A 19115-nucleotide genomic window follows, 5' to 3' on the forward strand; every position below is an offset into this window, starting at 1 on the left:
GAGACACCGGGCGCGGCTGCGGATTGACGCACTCGACGTCCACGGGCAGCGTGGTTGAGGGGAGGGGGAGACTCAGGGAGCGCGAATACAGCCGACGCAGGCGGTGCCGATATCCGGCAGGGCCGAGTCGCGGACGGGGATGAATCGGCGCGGGCCGAAGGGTGTAAGGGAGGAATCTTCCATCTGCACCGACGAGACCCTCTCGTCGGAGAGGGAGGCAAGCAAACGGAGACCCGGGAGACGGCTGGCTGACCAGGAGTCCTGAGCCACACCGGAGGGGGCGAGGTAGCTCCCGCTCTCATCAAACTGGAAGTGGCCGGAGCCATCGTTCAGGAAGACGCCCACTCTCTGGTTCAGGAACCCGAGCAGGATGACGTCAACGTCGCCGTCGCTGTCGATATCGCGGGTTGCGAGGGCATAGGCCGGGCGCAGCCGCGGCATGGCGTACTCGATGGAAGGCTGCCCCTGGCTCAATTGAACGCGGAAGGTGAGCCGGCCACCCACGCCCGAAAGGTCGGTGGAGATGGCTTCGTCCGTGCGCCGATCGCCGTCGAAATCAGCATTGGCGCACGTGCCGGGCAGATGGGCCAGGCCCGAGTCGGGGCATCCGGCCGGGTCATTGACACCGGAGCCGGAAGCCCAGGAGGGCGCCGACAGGAGCAGGAGGAAGGACAGCAGGCGTGCACACCCGGAGAGACGTTCCCAAAGCCGGCTGGTGCTGGAGTGTGCGCGCTCGATCATCATGCGGACGAGGGGCTAACCCCTCATTCAGTATAGATGCCAACCGAAGAAAGGAGGTTCTGATCGATTGATCTACCGAATCAACGCGATGCGGGCCGCGCTGACGTTGGCTCACGGCAGGAGGAGAAGCCGGTCTACCGGGTAACACCCCCAGTGCCGTTCGTGACAGAATGCGTGCGTACCGGGCCGGCGGAAGAGACTCCAACGGATTGGATGAGATGCCGATGGCGTCGATCGGCCCCCGTCGGGAGAATGCGATGAGACGAACCTACCTGTTGATCCTTTGCCTGACCTTAGGTGCGGGCGGCAGACTGACCGGGCAGCCGGCAACGAGTCAGCCTGGAGCCGGCGCGCCCCCGAGTATCGCCCCCACGCAAGCCGACGTCGCCTATGCTCCGGCTGATCCCGAGACGAGCAAGGGCCATCAGTTGGATCTGTACCTTCCAGCCGGCGCGACGCGGCCGATGCCTGTGGTGATCTGGACGGCGGGTTCGGCCTGGATGGCGGACACGGGCAAGCGGAGCGCGGACGCCGTCGCGGCGCAACTCAACCTGGCTGGGTACGCCGTGGCAGGGGTCTCGATCCGGTCCAGCTCGCAAGTGAAGTTTCCGGGACAACTGCACGATATGAAGGCGGCCGTGCGGTGGTTGCGGGCCAACGCCGCCAAGTACAATTTCGACCCCAATCACATCGGCATCATCGGGGATAGTTCCGGAGGCTGGACCTCGTCGATGACCGCAGTGACCGGGGACGCGCCCGAGATGGAGGGTTCGGTCGGAGTAACCGGCGTTTCGAGCGCCGTGCAGGTAGCGGTGGCGTTCTATCCGCCGACGAACTTCCTGAATATGGACACCTGGGCGTTGCGCAAGTGCAGCGGTCCGCAGTGTCACGATGGCGAGGAGTCACCGGAATCCCGACTGGTCGGGTGTGCCATCCAGACCTGTCCGGAGAAGGTAAAGGCAGCCAGTCCCATGACATACATCACGCCGGCCGATCCGCCGATCCTGATTCTGCACGGCGGTTCGGACCAACTGGTGCCGCACAACCAGGGGGAACAGTTCTACATGGCGTTGAACAAGGCCTGCAAGGAGACCGTGTTCATCAGCCTGCCGAAGGCGGCACACGGGAACTGGAATGGCTTTCTGACGAACGATTCGCTGCGGGAGGGGGCGACGATCCGCTCGACCTCTGGAGCAGACTGCTCAGTGGTCAATCCGATGCTGTATCAGCCAACGTGGAAGACGGTGATCGAGTTCCTGGATAAATACTTGAAGTAGCGGCCAGGCTGCGTCCGCCGGTCATGCGTCCCGTTTTGAGGGCGTAGCGCGGGACTGCAACGCTCCGAGTCTATTCAAACGGGCCTTCCAGCCGGCATTGACGTCACTGTAGGAGAGATGAGTATGCTGCCTGAAACCAGAGGATACCGGCAGAAACTGATCGATGCGTTTCCACCGCTCCCCTTTGAGGGACTCGTCTCGACGCATGACGAATGCGACGACGGGATAAACCTGCGTCGGGAACTCTCAGGTAAGCGGTGGGATGAGCTCTCACCCGAGGTATTGTTCCACGGTTCCATCGGCCTTTCCCTCTTGGAACCGAGTGCCCTGATCGCCTTCCTTCCTGCGTGGCTTCTGCGATCCATAGAGACCAGCGATGTGGACGATCACGTTGTCCTGGAGTTCACGATGTACTTTCTTTGTCCCGGGAGCGAAGACGAAGGGTGGGATGAGAAGAGCATTGGCGAGACGGTTGGTCTCTTCCATTCCAGCCAACGAGCAGCAGTGGCTGACTTTTTGCGGTTCGTGGCGGATTGGACGGAAGGGCAGGACTGGAAGGAGCGTGCCGAGTTTGGCTTGAGTTGGTGGCAGCCAGAGTAGATGGATCCGGTTTGGTTGCGGGGTAGTGCAACAATCCGAACGCACACGTCATTCCGTTTAGGCTTTCTGGCATACCGTCTGAAGTCGGGGTATGGAACTCACAGGTTCGATTGCGCGAGTTGCGGCAGTGCGGTTGTCAAGGAGATGGCACCATCGTCAAGAATTGGATGCACCCGCCGGGCTTAGCCGTCGAGAGCCGATGACTCTGGAGCTCCAGGCGCTGCCACAGCAACCAATGCCCTCGCATCGATCGTAAACCCGGCTGCCTGGAGCCGTGGGCTACAATATACGCCAAGGAAGGCAGGGGATCGAGCTCAATGAGCGCCCGAGCTGAGAGACCGGATCCGGTTGGCGACATAGCGCGTCATGTCGCGCCAGTCACTGCGCTCGATGTAACCGAGGCGCTGGAGCGTGTCCTCGCGGCTCCCCGGTTTCAAAAATCCCCCAGTTTGACAAAGTTCCTTCGATTCGTCGTTAGTGAAGTACTGCGAGAGCGCGCCGACGGCCTGAAGGAGAGCATCCTCGGAGAGGCGGTTTTCGACCGGGGTGAAGCATTCGATCCGAGAATCGATCCGATCGTTCGTGTGCAAGCCGCCAAGCTGCGAACCCGGCTGCAGGAATACTACTCCGAGCAAGGCACAGCCGACCCGGTGGAGATCGAGCTGCCAAAGGGCACTTATGTGCCGATTTTCAGGAAGCGCACAACCGCTGCCCCGGCCCTGCCAGAATCGGGTTTCCCAGTTGCCGGCCCGGTTGTCCAGGCTACGGAAAAGCCAGCGGCCGGCGCCGGTTTCGGCCGGCGCGGCAATCTGCTGGTGGCGGCAATTTCCACGTTGGCCGTGGTGGGCGTGCTCTTCCTTTACAGCCGCACGACCTCAGACAAACAGGCGCCGCTGCGCTTCACCCAGCTCACTTACCATCGCGGCGCGACCTCCTTTCCCGCGCTCTCGCGAGACGGCAAGCTGCTGGTCTACTCGTCGGACCGGGAAAGCACGCACTTCTCCATCTGGGGCCAGCGCGTTGGCGATGGAACTCCGGTGCGCATCACTCATCACGACGCTGACGACCTCACTCCGGATATCTCACCGGATTCCCGTTTGATCGTCTTCCGTTCCCGCCAGGATGGCGGCGGAATCTACCTCATCTCCGTCGACGGCCGGGAGGAGCGGAGAATCGCGGACCACGCGTGGATGCCCCGGTTTTCACCCGACGGTGCGTGGATCAGTTGCCTGGCCGCCCGGCCGGGGACGGACGGAGTCCTGCTGGCCATTCCAGCTGCCGGCGGCCGGCCCTACGAAGTGGCGACCGGCAATGTAGCGCCGGTGGGGTCGCCGGTCTGGTCGGCGGATGGACAGTCGCTGCTGTTCCTGGGCTCAGTCAACAACCCCGGCAGGGGACCGCGATCCTACGACTGGTACCTGGTGCCGCGAATCGGAGGCGAGGCTGTATCAGTGGGATTCCGGCAGGCCCTCACCTCCGCCGGTCTTGGCCCTCCGGAACGGGAATTGGCGCCCGGAGACTGGAATCTCGATACAGTCGTATTCAGCTTCCCACGCGACAGTTCGGCCGGCATTTGGAAGGTGACGCTCAAGCAGGGTTCGCGGACAATCCAGGGACCGGCTCTTCCGATGACTTCCGGTTCGGCCATCGAAGCATGTCCACGGCTCTCAGCCCGCGGCGAACTGCTGTTTCAAAGGGAGGATCTCGAGAGCTGGGTTTTTGCCGTTCCGCTGGATCCCGCGACGGGTCTGCCGGCCGGCGATCCAGCGCGAATTACGGAGGACGCTTTTCCCGCCAGTCACGGATTGTTTCCGGCGCTGTCCTCATCCGGCCAGCAGGTCACCTTTGCGCACTCGAACCTTGGAGAGTACGAACTGGTGACCCGCGATCTGTCAACCGGCCGGGACACCGTGCTGGCCCGGCTGGGCAAGTCACTGGATCGCCCGCTGATATCGAAGGACGGCAAACGCGCCCTGCTTCGCGGAAACCCTCCCAAGCCAGAGACCATCTATGCGGCTTCGGCCGGCAGCGTCCCGGTGCCCCGGGAGTGCAAGACGTGCGGACGCCTGGAGGACTGGTCGGCGGACGGAAGGTGGCTCCTCTACAACAACGCCAGCATGACCAGCCTGATGCTGATGGACTGGAACTCGGGCGCGACCGTCGAGTGGATCCGCTATGCTCCCCAGCGGCTCACGCGGGCGGTGTTTTCCCGCGATGGCCGGCGAGTGGCCGTGGCCATTGACGGCTCTGGCGGATTCCTGATTCCCTTCGATCCGCATCGGGTTCCGAGCCGGAACGAGTGGGTGCAGGCGTCCGACGACGCCGATGCGCAATACCTGGACTGGTCGCCGGACGGCGGCAGCATATACTACTTCTCGCGGCGCGATGGCTACCAGTGCCTGTGGCGACGGGAGGTGAAACCGGAATCGGCGCGTGCCGGCGATGCCCTCGCGATCCTGCACTTCCACCACAACGATCACGCGCCGTGGTCGGGGTGGCTGTCGGTGGCCAACGGCAAAGCGGCGTTTGTCATCACGGAACCCCGCGCCAACGTGTGGATGGCGACGACATCGTCCGGAAAGCCGTTCTGATTCCTTCCCGTTTACGGAAAACCGGCCCAGTAACGGGCCGTTTTACTGCCCAAGCCCTCCAGGTTTGAGTACCTTTGGAGCTCGAGGAGGAAGCTTGGCAACGACAGTTCACCGCTTCTGCGGATTACTTTGCTGGCTGACCGCGGGCGCGCTGTCAGCACAAGGGCCGGCCGCAGGCGACCGCTCATTCTTTCCGCCGAGCATTGTTCCGGGCGCGACCGCCCTGGTCAAATCGATCGGCGATGCGGCCGAGTCCCTCCTCCGCTGGCACACTCCCGCCAATGCCGCCTCCTGGGAACAAAGAAGGCCCAGGGTGGAAAAGGCGCTCCTGACTACCCTGGGGCTTGATCCCCTTCCGGAACGCACTCCCCTGAATCCCCGCCTGCTCGCGCGCACGGACCGCGGCGAATTCTCGGTGGAGACCGTGGTCTTCGAGAGCCGGCCCGCCTTTCCGATAACGGCGAACCTTTATCGGCCGCGCTCCGGCGGCCAGACCCCGCGTCCCGCCGTTTTGGTTCCCATCGGACACTACCTGGAAGAGGGGAAGACGGCCTCCGAGGTGCAGGCGCTGTGCATGGGACTGGCCGGCCAGGGATTTGTGGTGCTGACCTACGACGCAATCGGCCAAGGTGAGCGAATGATCCCCGGCAACGTTCACCACGAGGCCGGATATGCGCTGCTGCCGCTGGGGCAGACGATTGCCGGATGGATGGTATGGGACAGCATGCGGGCCCTGGACTACCTGGAGTCGCTGCCCGATGTGGATTCGTCGCGGATTGGGATTACCGGCAACTCGGGAGGCGGACTCAACTCCTTGCTGACAGCGGCGCTGGACCGACGAGTGCGGACGGCCGCGGTCGCGGGATTCACCCTCGAGTTCAATCACTGGATTAAATATGGAGGCGCCCACTGCGCCTGCACGCACTTGCCGGGGATCTTTCGATCGATGGAGTGGTTCGAGATAGCCTCGCTCATCGCTCCGCGCTCCCTGCTCTTGATGCAGGGCGAGCAGGATGAGATCTTCCCCATCGCCGGTGCGCGGCGCGCGGCGTCGCACACGCGCGCAACCTTTGAACTTCTGGGCGCCGCCGCCAACTTCCGATTCGATGAGATTGCCGGAGAGCCTCACGCGTACTCCCGTCCTTTCCGGGAACGCGCCTACGGATGGCTAGCCGCGCAACTTGTCCGGCGCGGCGACGGTACCGCCATTGAGGAGCCACCGCTGAGACTCTTCCCGGAGCAGCAGCCGCCGCTGCTCTGTGCGTCCGATCCGCGCATCGCGCACCAGCGCGCGGTGGTGGATGTGGCGCGGGAGGCGGCCGCGAAGCGCATCGCCGCCCTGGGGCCGGCGCCTGCGGCAGGAGTGGGCGCCTGGTTACACGGACTGATCGGACCAGGGGGTGACCCTCCAGGCTTTCTCGCGCCGCGCAGCACCAGCGTGTCGCGGGCGGACGGCATGCTGCTGGAAGAAATTGGTTTCCTTAGCGAGGACGGCGAGTATGTGCCTGGCACCTTGCGGAAACCGGACGGCGAACGTGGCCCGCTGCCGGTGGTGATCGTCGCCCACCAGGGCGGGCGAGTGGCGTTCTGGGAGGAACCCATTTCGAAGCAACTTGCCGCGGCGGGGTGGGCGGTGCTGGCCGTCGACCTTCGCGGACGGGGTGAAACCCTGGGCCGCTTCAACCGGGACCGGGATTTCAACTACCGCCTGATCTCGAGCCAGATTCTCTCCGGACGGCCGCTCCCCGGACTCCGCGCCTTCGATCTATTGCGAACCGTGGACTACGTAGCCACCCGTCCGGATCTTTCGATGAAGCGCATCGTCTTAGCCGGTTTTGGCGACGATGCTCTTCCGGCGCTGATGGCCGCGGCAGTGGACAAGCGTGTCGAAGGCGTCGCCGTGGCCGACGGCTTTCAGAGTTTCGTATCCCAGATGAGAACGATGCAGGTGCCGGCCGGCAACCGCAGGGAACTGCGGCGTGTGTGGAACTCGGCTCAGATCCGCGGCAGGTTTGATGCGGGCGGTTACGAAGTGGACTTCGGGTCGGTGATTCCGTCCGCCCTTGCCAACGCGGATATCGCCGACATCGTGGCGACCATCGCACCGAGGCGCGTCCTATTCCGGCAGGCGCGCGACGCCGGGGACGCTGGCGATACAGCCGAGCGTATGCGGCGCGCGGCGCGATCGCCCGATTCCGGATTCGACTTCCGGCCTGCGCTGCGTTTCGACGCGGCTGAGTTTCTCAAATGGCTCCGCGATCGAAAGGACACCGCCATATCGGCGACGAGGAACACACGACCGTGACTTCACTCCTAGCCCAATCCTCAACCCGGAGTGGCCTGCTGACGGCCGCTGCCGTGGGCGCACTCTCCGCAGCGGAGCCGGCAGAAACGCTGCGCGTTGCCGTCGTCGGACTCGGCAACCGCAGGTACTTTCTGCTGACGAAGCTGCTGAGCCTGCCCGGCGTCACAATCGTGGCCGATTGCGATGTGAATCCCGCGGCAGTCGCCGCTGCCAGCCAAAGTGCTGAACGCGCGCGGCAACTCCCGGCGCAGTACAGCGATTTTCGCGTCATGTTCGACATCGACAAGAGCATCCAGGCGGTGGTGATGGCCGTTCCGGATCCCTTGCACAAGGAGATATACGTCGCAGTTCTCGAGATGGGCAAGCATCTCTACGCGGAGAAGCCCCTGGCGCTGAACGTGGAAGACGGGCGTGCCGTTGTGGACGCCACCGCCCGGGCGGGCGGAGTTTTCCAGTCCGGCGTCCAGCTTCGTTATGACCCGGCGCGTAACGCCGCGGTGCGGTTTGTGCAAGGCGGCAGAATGGGACGCGTGCTGATCATGCAGGGCACGCGGCACGGCAGGGACATCCCGCGTCATCTGAGCTGGCACTTCGACAGGAACAAGTCCGGCGACATTATCGTGGACCAAGGCATCCACAGGCTCGACATGTTCACCTGGATCGCAGGAGCGCCACCGCTTCGCGCCGCCGGCTGTGGTGGGCGGATTCCGCTTCGACATCGGCAATGTGATGATTTCGGGCTACCGGCAGGATTGGATTCGATCCGTGGGCCGGCGTATCCGACGCTTGCACGCCAAGGACATCAAACTCCAGAGCGCTGGATTCGAGTTTGTACCTCTGTTGGAAGGCGGCGTGGACCGGCCGAAGTTGATGCCTACTCTTCGAGCTATCGACTACCGGGGGGGCGGCCCAGATCCGCTCCGCGGCATCTCCACCCGCCAGGACGAGATCCTCGCCTTGGTTTGAGGCGGCGCAAACGCCCGGTTTACCGTTAACCGCGCGAATGATAACTCATGTTTACTCTTTTCCTGGAGAAGCGGCGGGGTAGCATCGGTGTTGAAAACGGGAAGTTGAACAAAGGGGAGTGGATCAAATGAAGCTTCGGAGAATAACAGCACTGACACTTGCCGGGCTCTTGTTGTTTGGGGGCGTCGGTTTCGCGCAATCCGCCCAAGGCTCAATCACCGTGGCGGTGACGGACCCGCAAGGCTCCGCTGTGCCCGGCGCAAAGGTGATCGTGACCGGCGCTGATACCAACGTGGCGCGCACCGGAACCACCGGTCCCGAGGGGCTGTTCACGTTCGCGAATCTCGAACCGGGGAACTACCTAGTCGGCATCACAGTGCCCGGCTTCACGGACCTGAAGAGCAGGGTCATCGTGCTTACGGCGGCGCAAAGCGCCCGGTTCGACGCCCGGCTTCAGATCGGCGGCTCCAGTCAAAGCGTCGAGGTGACCGCCACTCCCCCGGCGATGAACACGGAGAACGCGGCCATCTCGTCGGTCCAGACAGGCGAGCAGATTCTTGCCGCCCCCACCATGCGCGCGGTCATGCAGATGGCGGGCTTGACGCCCTCTACCGTTTTCGATGGCAGCGGCCTGATGATCGGCGGGAACCGCAACAACTTCCTGAACCTCACCATCGACGGCATCCAGACCATGCAGAACGCCTACGGCGGTCAGTCGGGCCCTCTCACCAATGATCAGTCCTATGAATCCATCGCGGAAGTGGTGGTGATGGAGAGCAACAACTCAGCCGAATTCCCCGGTGTCGCCACGATGATGACGACCACAAAAAGCGGCGGGAACCGGTTGCATGGAAGCGGCTTCTATACCACTGACAACAGCGCCTTGAACGCGGGACCGCTGAATCAGGGATCCAACCGGTCGCAAGGGATCATCGGACCCCTACTTCAATGGTGGGGCGGAAGCGTGGGCGGGCCGGTGGAACTGCCCAAAATATACCGTGGCCGCCAGAAGACCTTTTTCTTCTTCACCGAGGAACACCGGACGTTCCCTCTCGCCGCCGGCAACGCGAGCACCGGCACCACCACGGTTCCCACACAGGCATTTGTCGCCGGCGATTTCTCAGCACTGCTCGACCCGATCAACGGTGCGATTCAACTCAAGAATCCGCTCACCGGCACACCGATTCCAGGAAACAAACTCGGCAATGCCGGCCTCCAGATCAACCCGGTTTCCAAGGCCTTTACCCAGTTCTATCCAGCTCCGAACTACTCCGGCACCTCCAGCAATCCCAATAGCTACCTGAACAACTACCGCAACACCGTTTTCGGCCCCGAGCACATAGACCGCTTCGATATCAAGATCGATCACCACATCGGCGACAAGGACGTGTTGTCCGGACGCATCACCCGCCAGACCGACCCATGGCAGCGAAGCTACAACGCACCTGTCCCCGGCTATGGATTCCTCCAGGTTCGCAACAGCACCAACGACTATTTCTCCGAGACCCATATCTTCACGCCGGTGCTCGTGAACGAGTTCCGCCTGGGCTTTGGGCGCGACGCCTCATTTCGCACTCCGCAACAGGACGGCAATACCTTCCTGAAAGCCATTGGCCTCAATCTCGGAACCACCGTCCCCGCCGGAACTCCCGGTTTGCCGGACATGGAGATCAACAACTTCTTCGACCTTTACCCCAACCCGATCGCAACCAACATCAGCCAACAGTACGAACTGCTCGACAACCTGAGTTTCCACTGGGGGAAGCACTCGTTCAAGACCGGCGTCCTAGTTCGCTATGGCAACCCGGTCCTCAACACCCAGAACAACCAGTTCGGACAATTCAACTTCAACGGTCAATACACAGGTTTCGGCTTAGCCGACTTCATGTTGGGATACCCGTCGCAGGTTCGGCTCAAAGGACCCGCGCTGCCCCGCTACAATCGAAAAACTGACACGGGCGTCTATCTCAACGACACCTGGAACGTTACGCCCAAACTGACCCTAACGCTGGGCCTGCGTTGGGAGTACTTCATGCCGTCGGTGGATAACAACGACAGGCGGGTCAACTGGAACCCCGCCACCCAGGCCGTCGTTGTGCCGTCGAAGGAGGCGTTGCCCTATATGAGCGTCCCGCTGGATATCCCCGTTGAGATCTCTCCGTCCGGATTCCCGGGACGTTCTCTTATGTACGGAAACTGGAAGAATTTCGGCCCGCGCGTCGGCCTGGCCTACCGGCTGAACAGCCGAACCGTCTTCCGGGGCGGCTATGGCGTCTATTATGGCGCACTGATCGCATCCTATCAGGACAACTTCGGCCCTGGAAGCCAGGACGTCTTCTCCTCAAAATCCCTGAGGCTCTTTAACACCACTCCAACACCGACCCTCCAGTTCCCAAATCCGTTTGCCAACTCCCAGGCATCGAACGGCGTGTGCGCCGCGGAAGCCGACTGCGGAGACAGCATCACCGCCACCGATCCGCACTTGAAAACGCCCATGATTCAGCAGTGGAACCTGACCTTCGAGCGCGACCTCGGACATTCGATGGTCGCCCGAGCCACCTATCGCGGCTCCATGTCGACGCAGCTGCCGGTCTTCTACAATCTGAACCTTCCCAAGGCCGGCACTTCCGACCTCACGAACGTCTATTTGTATTCACGCTGGACCGGCGGGAATATCAACTACGAGACCGACGGTGCCATCCAGAAGAGCAACTCCCTCGATTTGGCGCTCGTTCGAAATTTCGCGCAAGGCCTGCAGTTCCAGGCGGCCTACACTTACTCGAAGAATATGACCGACCAGAACATCAGCAACGGTGAGGTCGGGACGCCGAGCAACCCTTACGACCGCCATTACGACTGGGGCAACAATACTCTCGTGCCACGGCAGCGCTTCGTCCCAAACGTGGTGTGGACGCTTCCCACGGGTCGCGGCCAAGCCCTACTTTCCAGTGCGTCCAAGACAGTGGACGCTGTTGTCGGCGGCTGGGAGCTTTCCAGTGCGATCGTGATCCAGAGCGGCCAGTACTTCTCCCCCATCTACCAAGGCACGTCCTGGCTGCAGAATCGCAACGGCGGCGCCACCCGTCCGGATTGCACCGGCGCCAAGCCATACACCGGCAATTCCCACTGGGCCTGGGACAATAACGCCGTATATCTGAACACCGCCGCGTTTTCGGTGCCCGCAGCCGGACTCTATGGCAATTGTGCTGCGAATTCCCTTGTGGGTCCCGGAGCCTGGACCGTCAACTTTGGCGTGCACAAGAGCTTCCACTTAGGGGAGAAAGTCAGCCTGAAGCTGCAGGGTAACTTCATGAACCTGTTCAACCACGCCAACCCCGGCCTTCCGAACAACGACCTTAGTTCGGGCGGGATGGGGCAAATCACCGGCACCACGAGCGGGAACCAGTTGCTCAATCCCACGGTCACCAATAACAATGGCGAGCGTCACATCTGGCTGGGCGCGCGGTTTCAATTCTAGCGCCGACTCGGCTCTGCGGACCAGGATGAGCGGGACGATCGAGCTCCCAGTTGGAAGGTGCTCTGGTAGTTCCGCTCGCCTGGCCTGTCAAGGCCGATAGCCGAGGGATCGCAGATGAGGTGCGGCGCTTCAGACAAGTTGTGCGAGCTCCGCGAACAGGGTGCAGGGTGCGGCGTGGAGCCGGTCGAACGGCCCGGGAGTGACGAATCGTCGGTCCAGGGGCGGATTGGACAGAAGGACAGGACTGGAAGGAGCGTGGCGAGTTGGGCTTGAGTTGGTGGAAGCCAGCGTAGATGTATCTGGGTTGGTTGCGGGGTACTGCAACACGTCCCGAGCGTACTTAGGCCCACCCGCTAGCTTGAGCTGACCAATTCAAGGCTTTCTGTTTCTGGACGGCGGAAGATGCCCGAACGCGACGGCTTGGAAAGCCTACGACTCGACCGCAACGCCAGGGCCCTCACCGAGTCGCCGCTCGACCGTCTTGATCAGGTCATCCAGACAGTGCATCCCGGCGAATTCCTGATCGTATATTTCGATCCCGAAGACTGCTTCGACACTCATGACCAACTCGACAGCATCGAAGGGAGGGGGCAGTTGTGACCAAGGTGATCCCGTGGAGAGATGGGCTTCCGGCACACCGACTATTCCTGATGCCACCTCGATGATGCACTGGCGTATGCACTTCATGCCGCTTTCGATGTTTCAAGCACATAGTAACGTCACTCGAAGGAGCTTTCGACCCGCTTCTGACTGCACATGTGCGGCTTAAGGAAGAGTCGGAGTGAGGGACTGGAAAGAGGGCGGCCGACGGCAGGACCGGCCGTGTGTTTTTGGAACCATGCCCACCTACAGCAATGGCGCAAAGAGTAGCAGCTAACCAGAATAGGGTATTGGGAGTTTCCGGGAGCGGAAGTCGCACTCGGAAGGAGTGCAACTGATTGACAGGGTTGGTTGCGGGGGTAGGATTTGAACCTACGACCTTTGGGTTATGAGCCCAACGAGCTACCAGGCTGCTCCACCCCGCAACATGATGGTAACGCAGCGGGTGGCTGGCGTCAATTTTTGGACCACTTTTTTCGCTGGTGTGGCAGCGAGATGACGCCGACAGCTTGCGCCGCTGGGAGGCGAAGCGAAGGCGGAGCGAGCGGAGTGCCCCGCCCTGTTCCGGCTAGGCTTTGACTTCGAAGACCTTTTCCGCGTATTCGCGGCTGCTCTTCAGGTTCACTTCCAGACTCTTGGTCATCTGGGTCTCCTTGTCATAGGCCAGTTCGACCACCAGATAGCCATGGAAGGCACCTTGCTTGAGGAAAGCCGCTACGGCCGTGTAATCCACTTCGCCCTCACCGAAGGCCTCGGTCCAGACGCCCTTTTGCGAATTGCGGAGATGGAGGGCGGCGAGGCGCGGCGCGGCCTCCTTCAGCAGGGTCATCGGATCCTGACCGCCGCGCAATACCCAATGGACGTCGAGGCAAATCTCGACCAGCTTTGGATCTGTGTTTTTCAGCATGTGACGCCACTCGCGGGCGTCCTGGGCCATTTCCGCGTCGTGCTGATGCAGCATCAGGCGGACGCCTGTCTTTTTCAGATCCTTGGCCAACCGGTTCAAGCTCTCCGCCTGCAGCGCGAGCTCCGCGTCGGTCTTGGGCTCCTTGTTGGGCTTTGGGTTGGCGTTGAAGTTGATCAACTCGAGCGGCCCGACCGCTTTTACGCGCTTGGCCAGCGCGACGGTCTCCTGGATGGTCTGCTTGGCGCCATCGGCGGTGTGCATGACTCCGCCGTTGTAGACCACGGGGCATTTCATGCGGCTCAGCATGAGGGTTTGCGCAGTGTTCGTGACCACATCGGGGGCGAAGAACTGGCTGACGAGTTCCAGGGTATGGAAGCCAGCCTCTTTGAGCGTCTCGAAGACCTCGGAGAAGTGATCGTCGATCTTCTGGCCGTGCATGGCATAGACCTGACTGAAGATGTAGGCCTGAGCGGCGATGACGGGCTCATAGCCGGCAGCACCGGCAGCCAGAGGGGCGCAGGAGAGGGTCGCGAGGAATTCGCGGCGTCGAAGCATGGTTCGGACCTCCAAAGTGGGCGGTAGGCGGAAGGAGTCCTGTTTCAGCTCACAGGGCACGCTATCACCACCGGCCCGTCGATAGCAAGGCCAATCCATTGCGAGATTCCGGCAACGCGAATTGATTCATAATACGTCTCAGATTGCGGTGATTTCGTTTATGCCCAACCAGTTTGCCATCTGCCTCTTCGTTTTGACTTGCGCGGCCGGAGCGCAACAAGTGCAAGGACCCAAGCAGCAGAACCAGAAGCCGGCCAGTGTGGAAGGCGTGGTGGTGAATGATCTGACCAGGGAGCCGATACGGCGGGCCGAGGTCCTGCTCAGCCTGATGAAGCCGGGCACCCAGATGGGCCCAAACCAGCCTTCCTCCGCCGTGACGGATGCGGAGGGCCGATTCCGGGTGACCGAACTGGAAGCCGGGCAGTATGTCGTTTACCTTCGCCGGCAAGGGTTCGTCATGGCCGGTAACGCGTCGGCAGGCTCGGCCATCCGGCTGCAGTTGACCGCTGGCCAGGAGCTAAAAGGCCTCCGATACACCCTGACGCCACAAGCCGTGATTGCCGGGCGGGTGTTCGACGACGAGGGTGAACCGGCGCAGGGTGCCCAGGTGACGGTGTTGCGGCCGCGCAGGATTCGCGGGAAGAACACATGGCTGCCAGACGGCCAGAACGTTCGAACGAACGACAAAGGCGAGTTCCGGGTAGCCAATATCCAGGCGGGCCGGTATGTGGTGATGGCGCAGGCCTGGATGCAGGTGGCGGTGGAGGCCGGCACTGCTCAGCGGCCCGCCACGAGCTATGTAGCCACGTTCTATCCCGGAGTGACGGAAGCGACCCAGGCCACGATGGTGGAGGCGACGCCCGGCGCGGAGCTCACGGGGTTCGACATCACGCTGAAACGCGTGCCCGTCTTCAAGGTCCGGGGCAAGGTTCTGACGGCGGAAGGTCAGCCGGCGAAGAACTTCCATGCGTCGATGGGTTCACGGGAAGGCGGAGTCTTCGGGGTGGCCGGGCGTATGACCCAGGGCAAGGAGGATGGCAGCTTCGAGATGACGGGTGTACCCAACGGCGCATGGGTACTGATCGTCAACAGCGGCCGGGGCGGGCCTCCTGGCGGTCCAGGGGATCAACAAACCACGACGGTCCCCGTGGAAGTTGCCAATCAGGATATCGAAGGTCTGGAGGTGCGCTTCACTCCGCCGTTTACGCTGCAGGGGAACGTCGTGGTGGAGGCCGCGACGGACGAGCAGAAAGCGGTGCTTTCCGGCTTCAATGTCTCCCTTCAACCAGAAGCGAATACCTTCGTGATGGGCGGGCAACCGGCGCGCACGCAGGCGGACGGCTCGTTCTCGTTGCGGGTGGGTTCCCCGGGCAAGTACATCCTCAACGCGTACAATCCTTCGGCCACCGGGCTGTACCTGGCCGCGGTGCGCTTCGGGAACGAGAATCACTTATTCAGGCCGGTGGACCTGAGCGGCGGCTCCGCCGGACCGGTGAAGATCGTCTTCCGCGGCGACGGAGGGAAGGTCTCCGGCAACCTGGACCTGCCCGAGGAAAAGAAGAGCCATGGCGAGGGGATGGCGGTGCTGATCCCCGTGGATCCGGAATTGCGGAGTTCGACGATGGGGCGGAACGTGCGGATGGTGGACCAGAACGGCGGCTTCCAGTTCGACTCGGTCCGGCCGGGCGAATACTACTTGGCCGTCACTACGACTTCCGATTACAGCGCGGTGCAGGATATCGACCAGGCAAAGGACTTTGACAGCAAGGCGACCAAAGTCAAAGTAGTGGCGGGCGGCAGCACCAGTGTACAGGTGAAGCCGCTTGAACCAGCGGACAAGTAAGTGGCCCTGGCAATGAGAACAGCATGGCTCGCGGCGCTGGTGTTGGGCGGACTGTGCCTGTGGGCCCAGAGCGATCCGGCCGAGCAGGTGTGCACGGTGGAAGGAACGGTCGTCGATGCGCGTACGCAGGCGGGGATCCCGGGTGTGCGGGTGACCGCCATGATGACTTTGGAGGGGAGAGACAATCTGCGCTCCTCGGGGATGGGCGCGTTCACGGATAGCAACGGGAAGTTCCGGCTGACAAAGGTGAAGCCAGGCCAGTACTTCCTGTCAGCGGCGAAGGCGGATTTCGAGCCCACTCGCCGGCGCCCGGTATTGCTTCCGGCGCTGGAGGCAGGAAGGGAGCTGAAGGGCGTGCGGGTCGAACTCCAACCCCTGGCCACACTCAGCGGACGGGTGGTGAACGAGAACGGCGATCCGGTCTCCGGCGCGACCGTGGAGCTGATGGCCCGAGTCTCCGCATTCAACCGGAAATCGATCTCCTCCACAGGGGGCGCGGCCAGCACCGACGACCGGGGCATTTTCCTGATCCACCGTGCTTCGCCCGGCCATTACCTGTTGTCCGCCACCCATATGGAATCGCGCAATGTGATCTACCCGTTGCGCGGGGGCGGGGTGAGCGGCTATGTGAGGACCTTTCTTCCAGGGGTCTCTGATCCGGAGCAGGCACGATGGCTGGAAGTGACGCCCGGATCGGAGCAGAACGGTCTGGAGATTCAACTTCGGCGGGAGCCCGTGTACCGGGTCAGGGGGCTCGCGCTGGATGAAAGCGGCGCACCGGTGCCGCGTTTCGTGGTCAATGTGCAGTCCGGCCTGGGTATCGCTCCGCTGCAAAACAGGACCTTCATGAATGGCCAGTTCGAGATCGAGGGTCTGCGTCCAGGCCAGTATTCGCTGATGGCCCGCTCGGTCACGATGGGCGACAGCGGGCAGAGCGCCCGAGTTGCCCTGAACCTGGGGCAGGGCGACGTCGACAATCTGCAGATCCGGCTCTCGCCTGGAATGCGGCTGCAGTGTACCGCGATCCTGGAAGGTGCGGGAGAGCGGAAGCCGGATTGGCAGCGGGTGGAAGTGGTGCCGATGTTCCTGGCGCCTCTGGGGCCGGCCGCCGACCAACGGGTCAAGCCCGCCGCGGACGGCTCCTTCGTCCTGGAAATTGCCGGCTCTGGTTCCATGTGGTTCAAGGTGACGGGCCAGCCCGCCGCCGGCACTTACCTGGCTGAGATCCGCAGCGGCCCGGAGAACCTGCTGGATCGCGAGGTGGATGCATCCTCCGGGCTGCAAAGCCCGATGCGATTCGTCTTTCGCACCGGCAGCGCGAGGCTCAGCGGCCAGGTGGAGGATGCCAACGGCCGGCCCGCCTCGGCGGGCGCGAGCGTACTGGCCTTCGACGCGGATGCAGCCAAGCGGAGCTTGGGCTCGGCCATCAGCGCGAGTGTCAAGGCGGACGGCTCCTTCGAGTTGGCGGAGTTGCCGCCATCGGATTATCTGGTCTACGCAACGATGGAAGAGGAACTGCGCCCCTTTGGAGTGACACAGGCTCCGGAAGATCTGGAACAGCGCGCTACTAAGGTTCGCCTGCCGGCGGGTGGAACGCAGGCGGTCCGGCTGAAGTTAACCGAGGAAAAGACGAAGTGAAGTTGTTCTGGCTCGTGATCATCTCCTGCGGTTGGGCGGCCGGCCAGTACGGATCCTGCACTGCCTCGGGCGTAGTGGTGCAGGAGGGATCCGGGGAGGGTGTTCCCCGGGCCAGGTTGTTGTTCACTCCGTCCACGCGTCCCGGCAGTATCACTCTCGGCTACTTCTCCGACGACCAGGGCCGCTTCGAGGCCTTCGGCCTGGACCCCACCAGCTATTCAGTTAGTGTGCAGAAGTCGGGGTTTGTTGAGACGGCCCGTGACACCGCCGGCGGAGGCGGTGACCTGGTGCGGCTGGGCGGCCGCTGTGACGCCAAGGGATTGCAGTACGTGATAGCGCCGGCGGCGGTGATTTCGGGCAGCATCGTGGATCGCAACGGAGTATCGCAGGGCATCACAGCGGTAGACGCCCTGCGCCGCGGCTGGCTGAACGGCCGCTGGCAGTTCCGCAAAGTAGCCAGTGCGTTTTCGGACGGACAGGGGCGATACAGGATCGCGCGGCTGCCGCTGGGTACTTATGTTCTGCGAGTTCACCCATCGGCTCCAGTGACGGTGAAGTACGGCGAGGGAAGCGGCTTCACGCAGGTGTCGGCTCCGGCGTACTATCCGGGCGTCTACGAATCCTCGAAGGCGCAACTGATCCAGGTGAGAGTGCCGGGCGAGATGGGCGGATACGACTTTGGCCCACTGATGACCCAGTTGCTGCGCGTGGAAGGCCGAGTGACTGGCGTGGAAGGGCGGATGGTGCCACAGCAGTGCCGGGTCACGCTGCGGCCATCCGATCTGACCGACACCCGGGAGTACCAGGCCGACTGCCAGCCGGAGAGCGGTAACTTCGCCTTCGCCGAGATTCCGCCCGGCAACTATCGCGTCACTGCGTATGCGGCCGATGCCGAGCAGGTCACCAGCGCAGTATGCGAAGTGGAGCTGCAAAGCAGCGACGTCACAGGACTCACACTTGCGATGGAACCGCCGTCGACGGTGAAAGGCCGCGCCACCGTGAGTGGAGGTGTCGCCCCACCCAACGGCACATGGCTTAAATTGAAGCCCGTCAGTGCGGCACCCGCCGTCGACGACGCCAGCCCGATCAGCACCGCCGGCCAACTGGAGTTCAGCATGGTGCTGCACGACCGCTACCGCCTGTCAGCGGGCAGCAACCAGCCGAATCTCTACCTGCAATCCGTCCAGGCCGACGGCAAGCCCGTCGAGGGCACGCTGCTGGATTGGACCGCACATCCTCCTGACCTGCTGGAAGTGGTTCTGGGACAGGATGGGGGCAGTGTGGAGGGCACCGTTCGAGGAGCGTTCAGCCAGTCGGTGCGCGGCTACTATGTCGTCCTGGTGCCGGCGGACCTGTCCAAACTGGCGGGGTCGGAACTGCTGACGCAGCCTACCCAGGCGAACGGCGTGTTCCAAATCACGAATGTTCCACCGGGCGATTACTACGCCTATGCGTTTGCATTCCTGATGCGCGACCGTATCAATGATCCGGCGATGCTGTCGGATCCGCTGTGGGTGCCGGGCTACCGGGGCCAACCCGCCACGGTGCATGTGACGCCGCGCGGCTCCACGAAGATCGACCTGCCACCGCAGCCACTCCCTTGACCTCGCTACC

General features: G+C 62.7%; 13 protein-coding genes and 1 tRNA gene. 10 read left to right on the plus strand and 4 right to left on the minus strand.

Translation table 11 applies throughout. The features are described from left to right. Positions 1-72: 72 nt before the first annotated feature. A complete protein-coding gene (locus tag IRI77_RS16730) occupies positions 73-744 on the minus strand; it encodes a hypothetical protein (protein WP_194453179.1) in 672 nt (223 codons plus the stop codon). 254 nt (positions 745-998) lie between these two features. Here IRI77_RS16730 and IRI77_RS16735 point away from each other — a divergent pair, with 254 nt between their 5' ends. Beyond that, positions 999-2018, plus strand: a complete 1020-nt coding sequence (locus tag IRI77_RS16735) for an alpha/beta hydrolase (RefSeq protein ID WP_194453180.1) — start codon at positions 999-1001, stop codon at positions 2016-2018. Between the two features lie 123 nt (positions 2019-2141). Beyond that, complete coding sequence (locus tag IRI77_RS16740; RefSeq protein ID WP_194453181.1) at positions 2142-2618, plus strand: DUF6714 family protein; 477 nt, start codon at positions 2142-2144, stop codon at positions 2616-2618. Between the two features lie 314 nt (positions 2619-2932). On the opposite strand, the gene IRI77_RS38360 is transcribed toward IRI77_RS16740, so the two are convergent. Further along, positions 2933-3055, minus strand: a complete 123-nt coding sequence (locus IRI77_RS38360) for a hypothetical protein (protein ID WP_267239386.1) — start codon at positions 3053-3055, stop codon at positions 2933-2935. Between the two features lie 12 nt (positions 3056-3067). On the opposite strand from IRI77_RS38360, the gene IRI77_RS16745 reads away from it, so the two are divergent. The 5 genes from IRI77_RS16745 to IRI77_RS16765 all read left to right on the plus strand — a co-directional run bounded on the left by IRI77_RS16745 (position 3068) and on the right by IRI77_RS16765 (position 12558). Then, positions 3068-5209, plus strand: a complete 2142-nt coding sequence (locus IRI77_RS16745; protein ID WP_194453182.1) for a TolB-like translocation protein — start codon at positions 3068-3070, stop codon at positions 5207-5209. Between the two features lie 94 nt (positions 5210-5303). After that, positions 5304-7514 carry an alpha/beta hydrolase gene (locus IRI77_RS16750; protein WP_194453183.1) on the plus strand — a complete coding sequence of 737 codons (2211 nt, stop codon included), beginning with the start codon at positions 5304-5306 and terminating at the stop codon, positions 7512-7514. Then, the gene (locus IRI77_RS16755; protein ID WP_194453184.1) at positions 7511-8509 is read left to right on the plus strand and encodes a Gfo/Idh/MocA family protein; all 999 of its coding nucleotides are present in this window, start codon (positions 7511-7513) and stop codon (positions 8507-8509) included. Before IRI77_RS16750 ends, IRI77_RS16755 begins: the two co-directional genes overlap by 4 nt. A 98-nt stretch (positions 8510-8607) precedes the next feature. Further along, complete coding sequence (locus tag IRI77_RS16760; RefSeq protein ID WP_194453185.1) at positions 8608-11958, plus strand: TonB-dependent receptor; 3351 nt, start codon at positions 8608-8610, stop codon at positions 11956-11958. Positions 11959-12360: 402 nt separating this feature from the next. After that, positions 12361-12558, plus strand: a complete 198-nt coding sequence (locus tag IRI77_RS16765) for a hypothetical protein (RefSeq protein WP_194453186.1) — start codon at positions 12361-12363, stop codon at positions 12556-12558. Between the two features lie 348 nt (positions 12559-12906). On the opposite strand, the gene IRI77_RS16770 is transcribed toward IRI77_RS16765, so the two are convergent. Both IRI77_RS16770 and IRI77_RS16775 read right to left on the minus strand, forming a co-directional pair. Next, positions 12907-12983 (minus strand) — tRNA-Met (locus tag IRI77_RS16770). A 143-nt stretch (positions 12984-13126) separates the two neighbouring features. After that, positions 13127-14020, minus strand: coding sequence for a sugar phosphate isomerase/epimerase family protein (locus IRI77_RS16775; protein WP_194453187.1), 894 nt, complete (start codon positions 14018-14020; stop codon positions 13127-13129). Between the two features lie 160 nt (positions 14021-14180). On the opposite strand from IRI77_RS16775, the gene IRI77_RS16780 reads away from it, so the two are divergent. From IRI77_RS16780 to IRI77_RS16790, 3 genes are read left to right on the plus strand one after another with little or no spacing between them, the layout of a single operon-like run. Next, positions 14181-15863, plus strand: a complete 1683-nt coding sequence (locus tag IRI77_RS16780; RefSeq protein ID WP_194453188.1) for a carboxypeptidase-like regulatory domain-containing protein — start codon at positions 14181-14183, stop codon at positions 15861-15863. Between the two features lie 12 nt (positions 15864-15875). Continuing rightward, positions 15876-17501: a carboxypeptidase-like regulatory domain-containing protein gene (locus IRI77_RS16785; RefSeq protein ID WP_194453189.1), complete on the plus strand. Its 1626-nt coding sequence runs from the start codon at positions 15876-15878 to the stop codon at positions 17499-17501. Continuing rightward, positions 17498-19105 (plus strand): carboxypeptidase-like regulatory domain-containing protein, encoded by a 1608-nt coding sequence (locus IRI77_RS16790; protein ID WP_194453190.1) that lies wholly within the window; start codon positions 17498-17500, stop codon positions 19103-19105. Before IRI77_RS16785 ends, IRI77_RS16790 begins: the two co-directional genes overlap by 4 nt. The last annotated feature ends 10 nt before the right edge of the window (positions 19106-19115 follow it).

This window comes from Paludibaculum fermentans, assembly GCF_015277775.1.
In the GTDB taxonomy this organism is placed as follows: Bacteria; Acidobacteriota; Terriglobia; order Bryobacterales; family Bryobacteraceae; genus Paludibaculum; species Paludibaculum fermentans.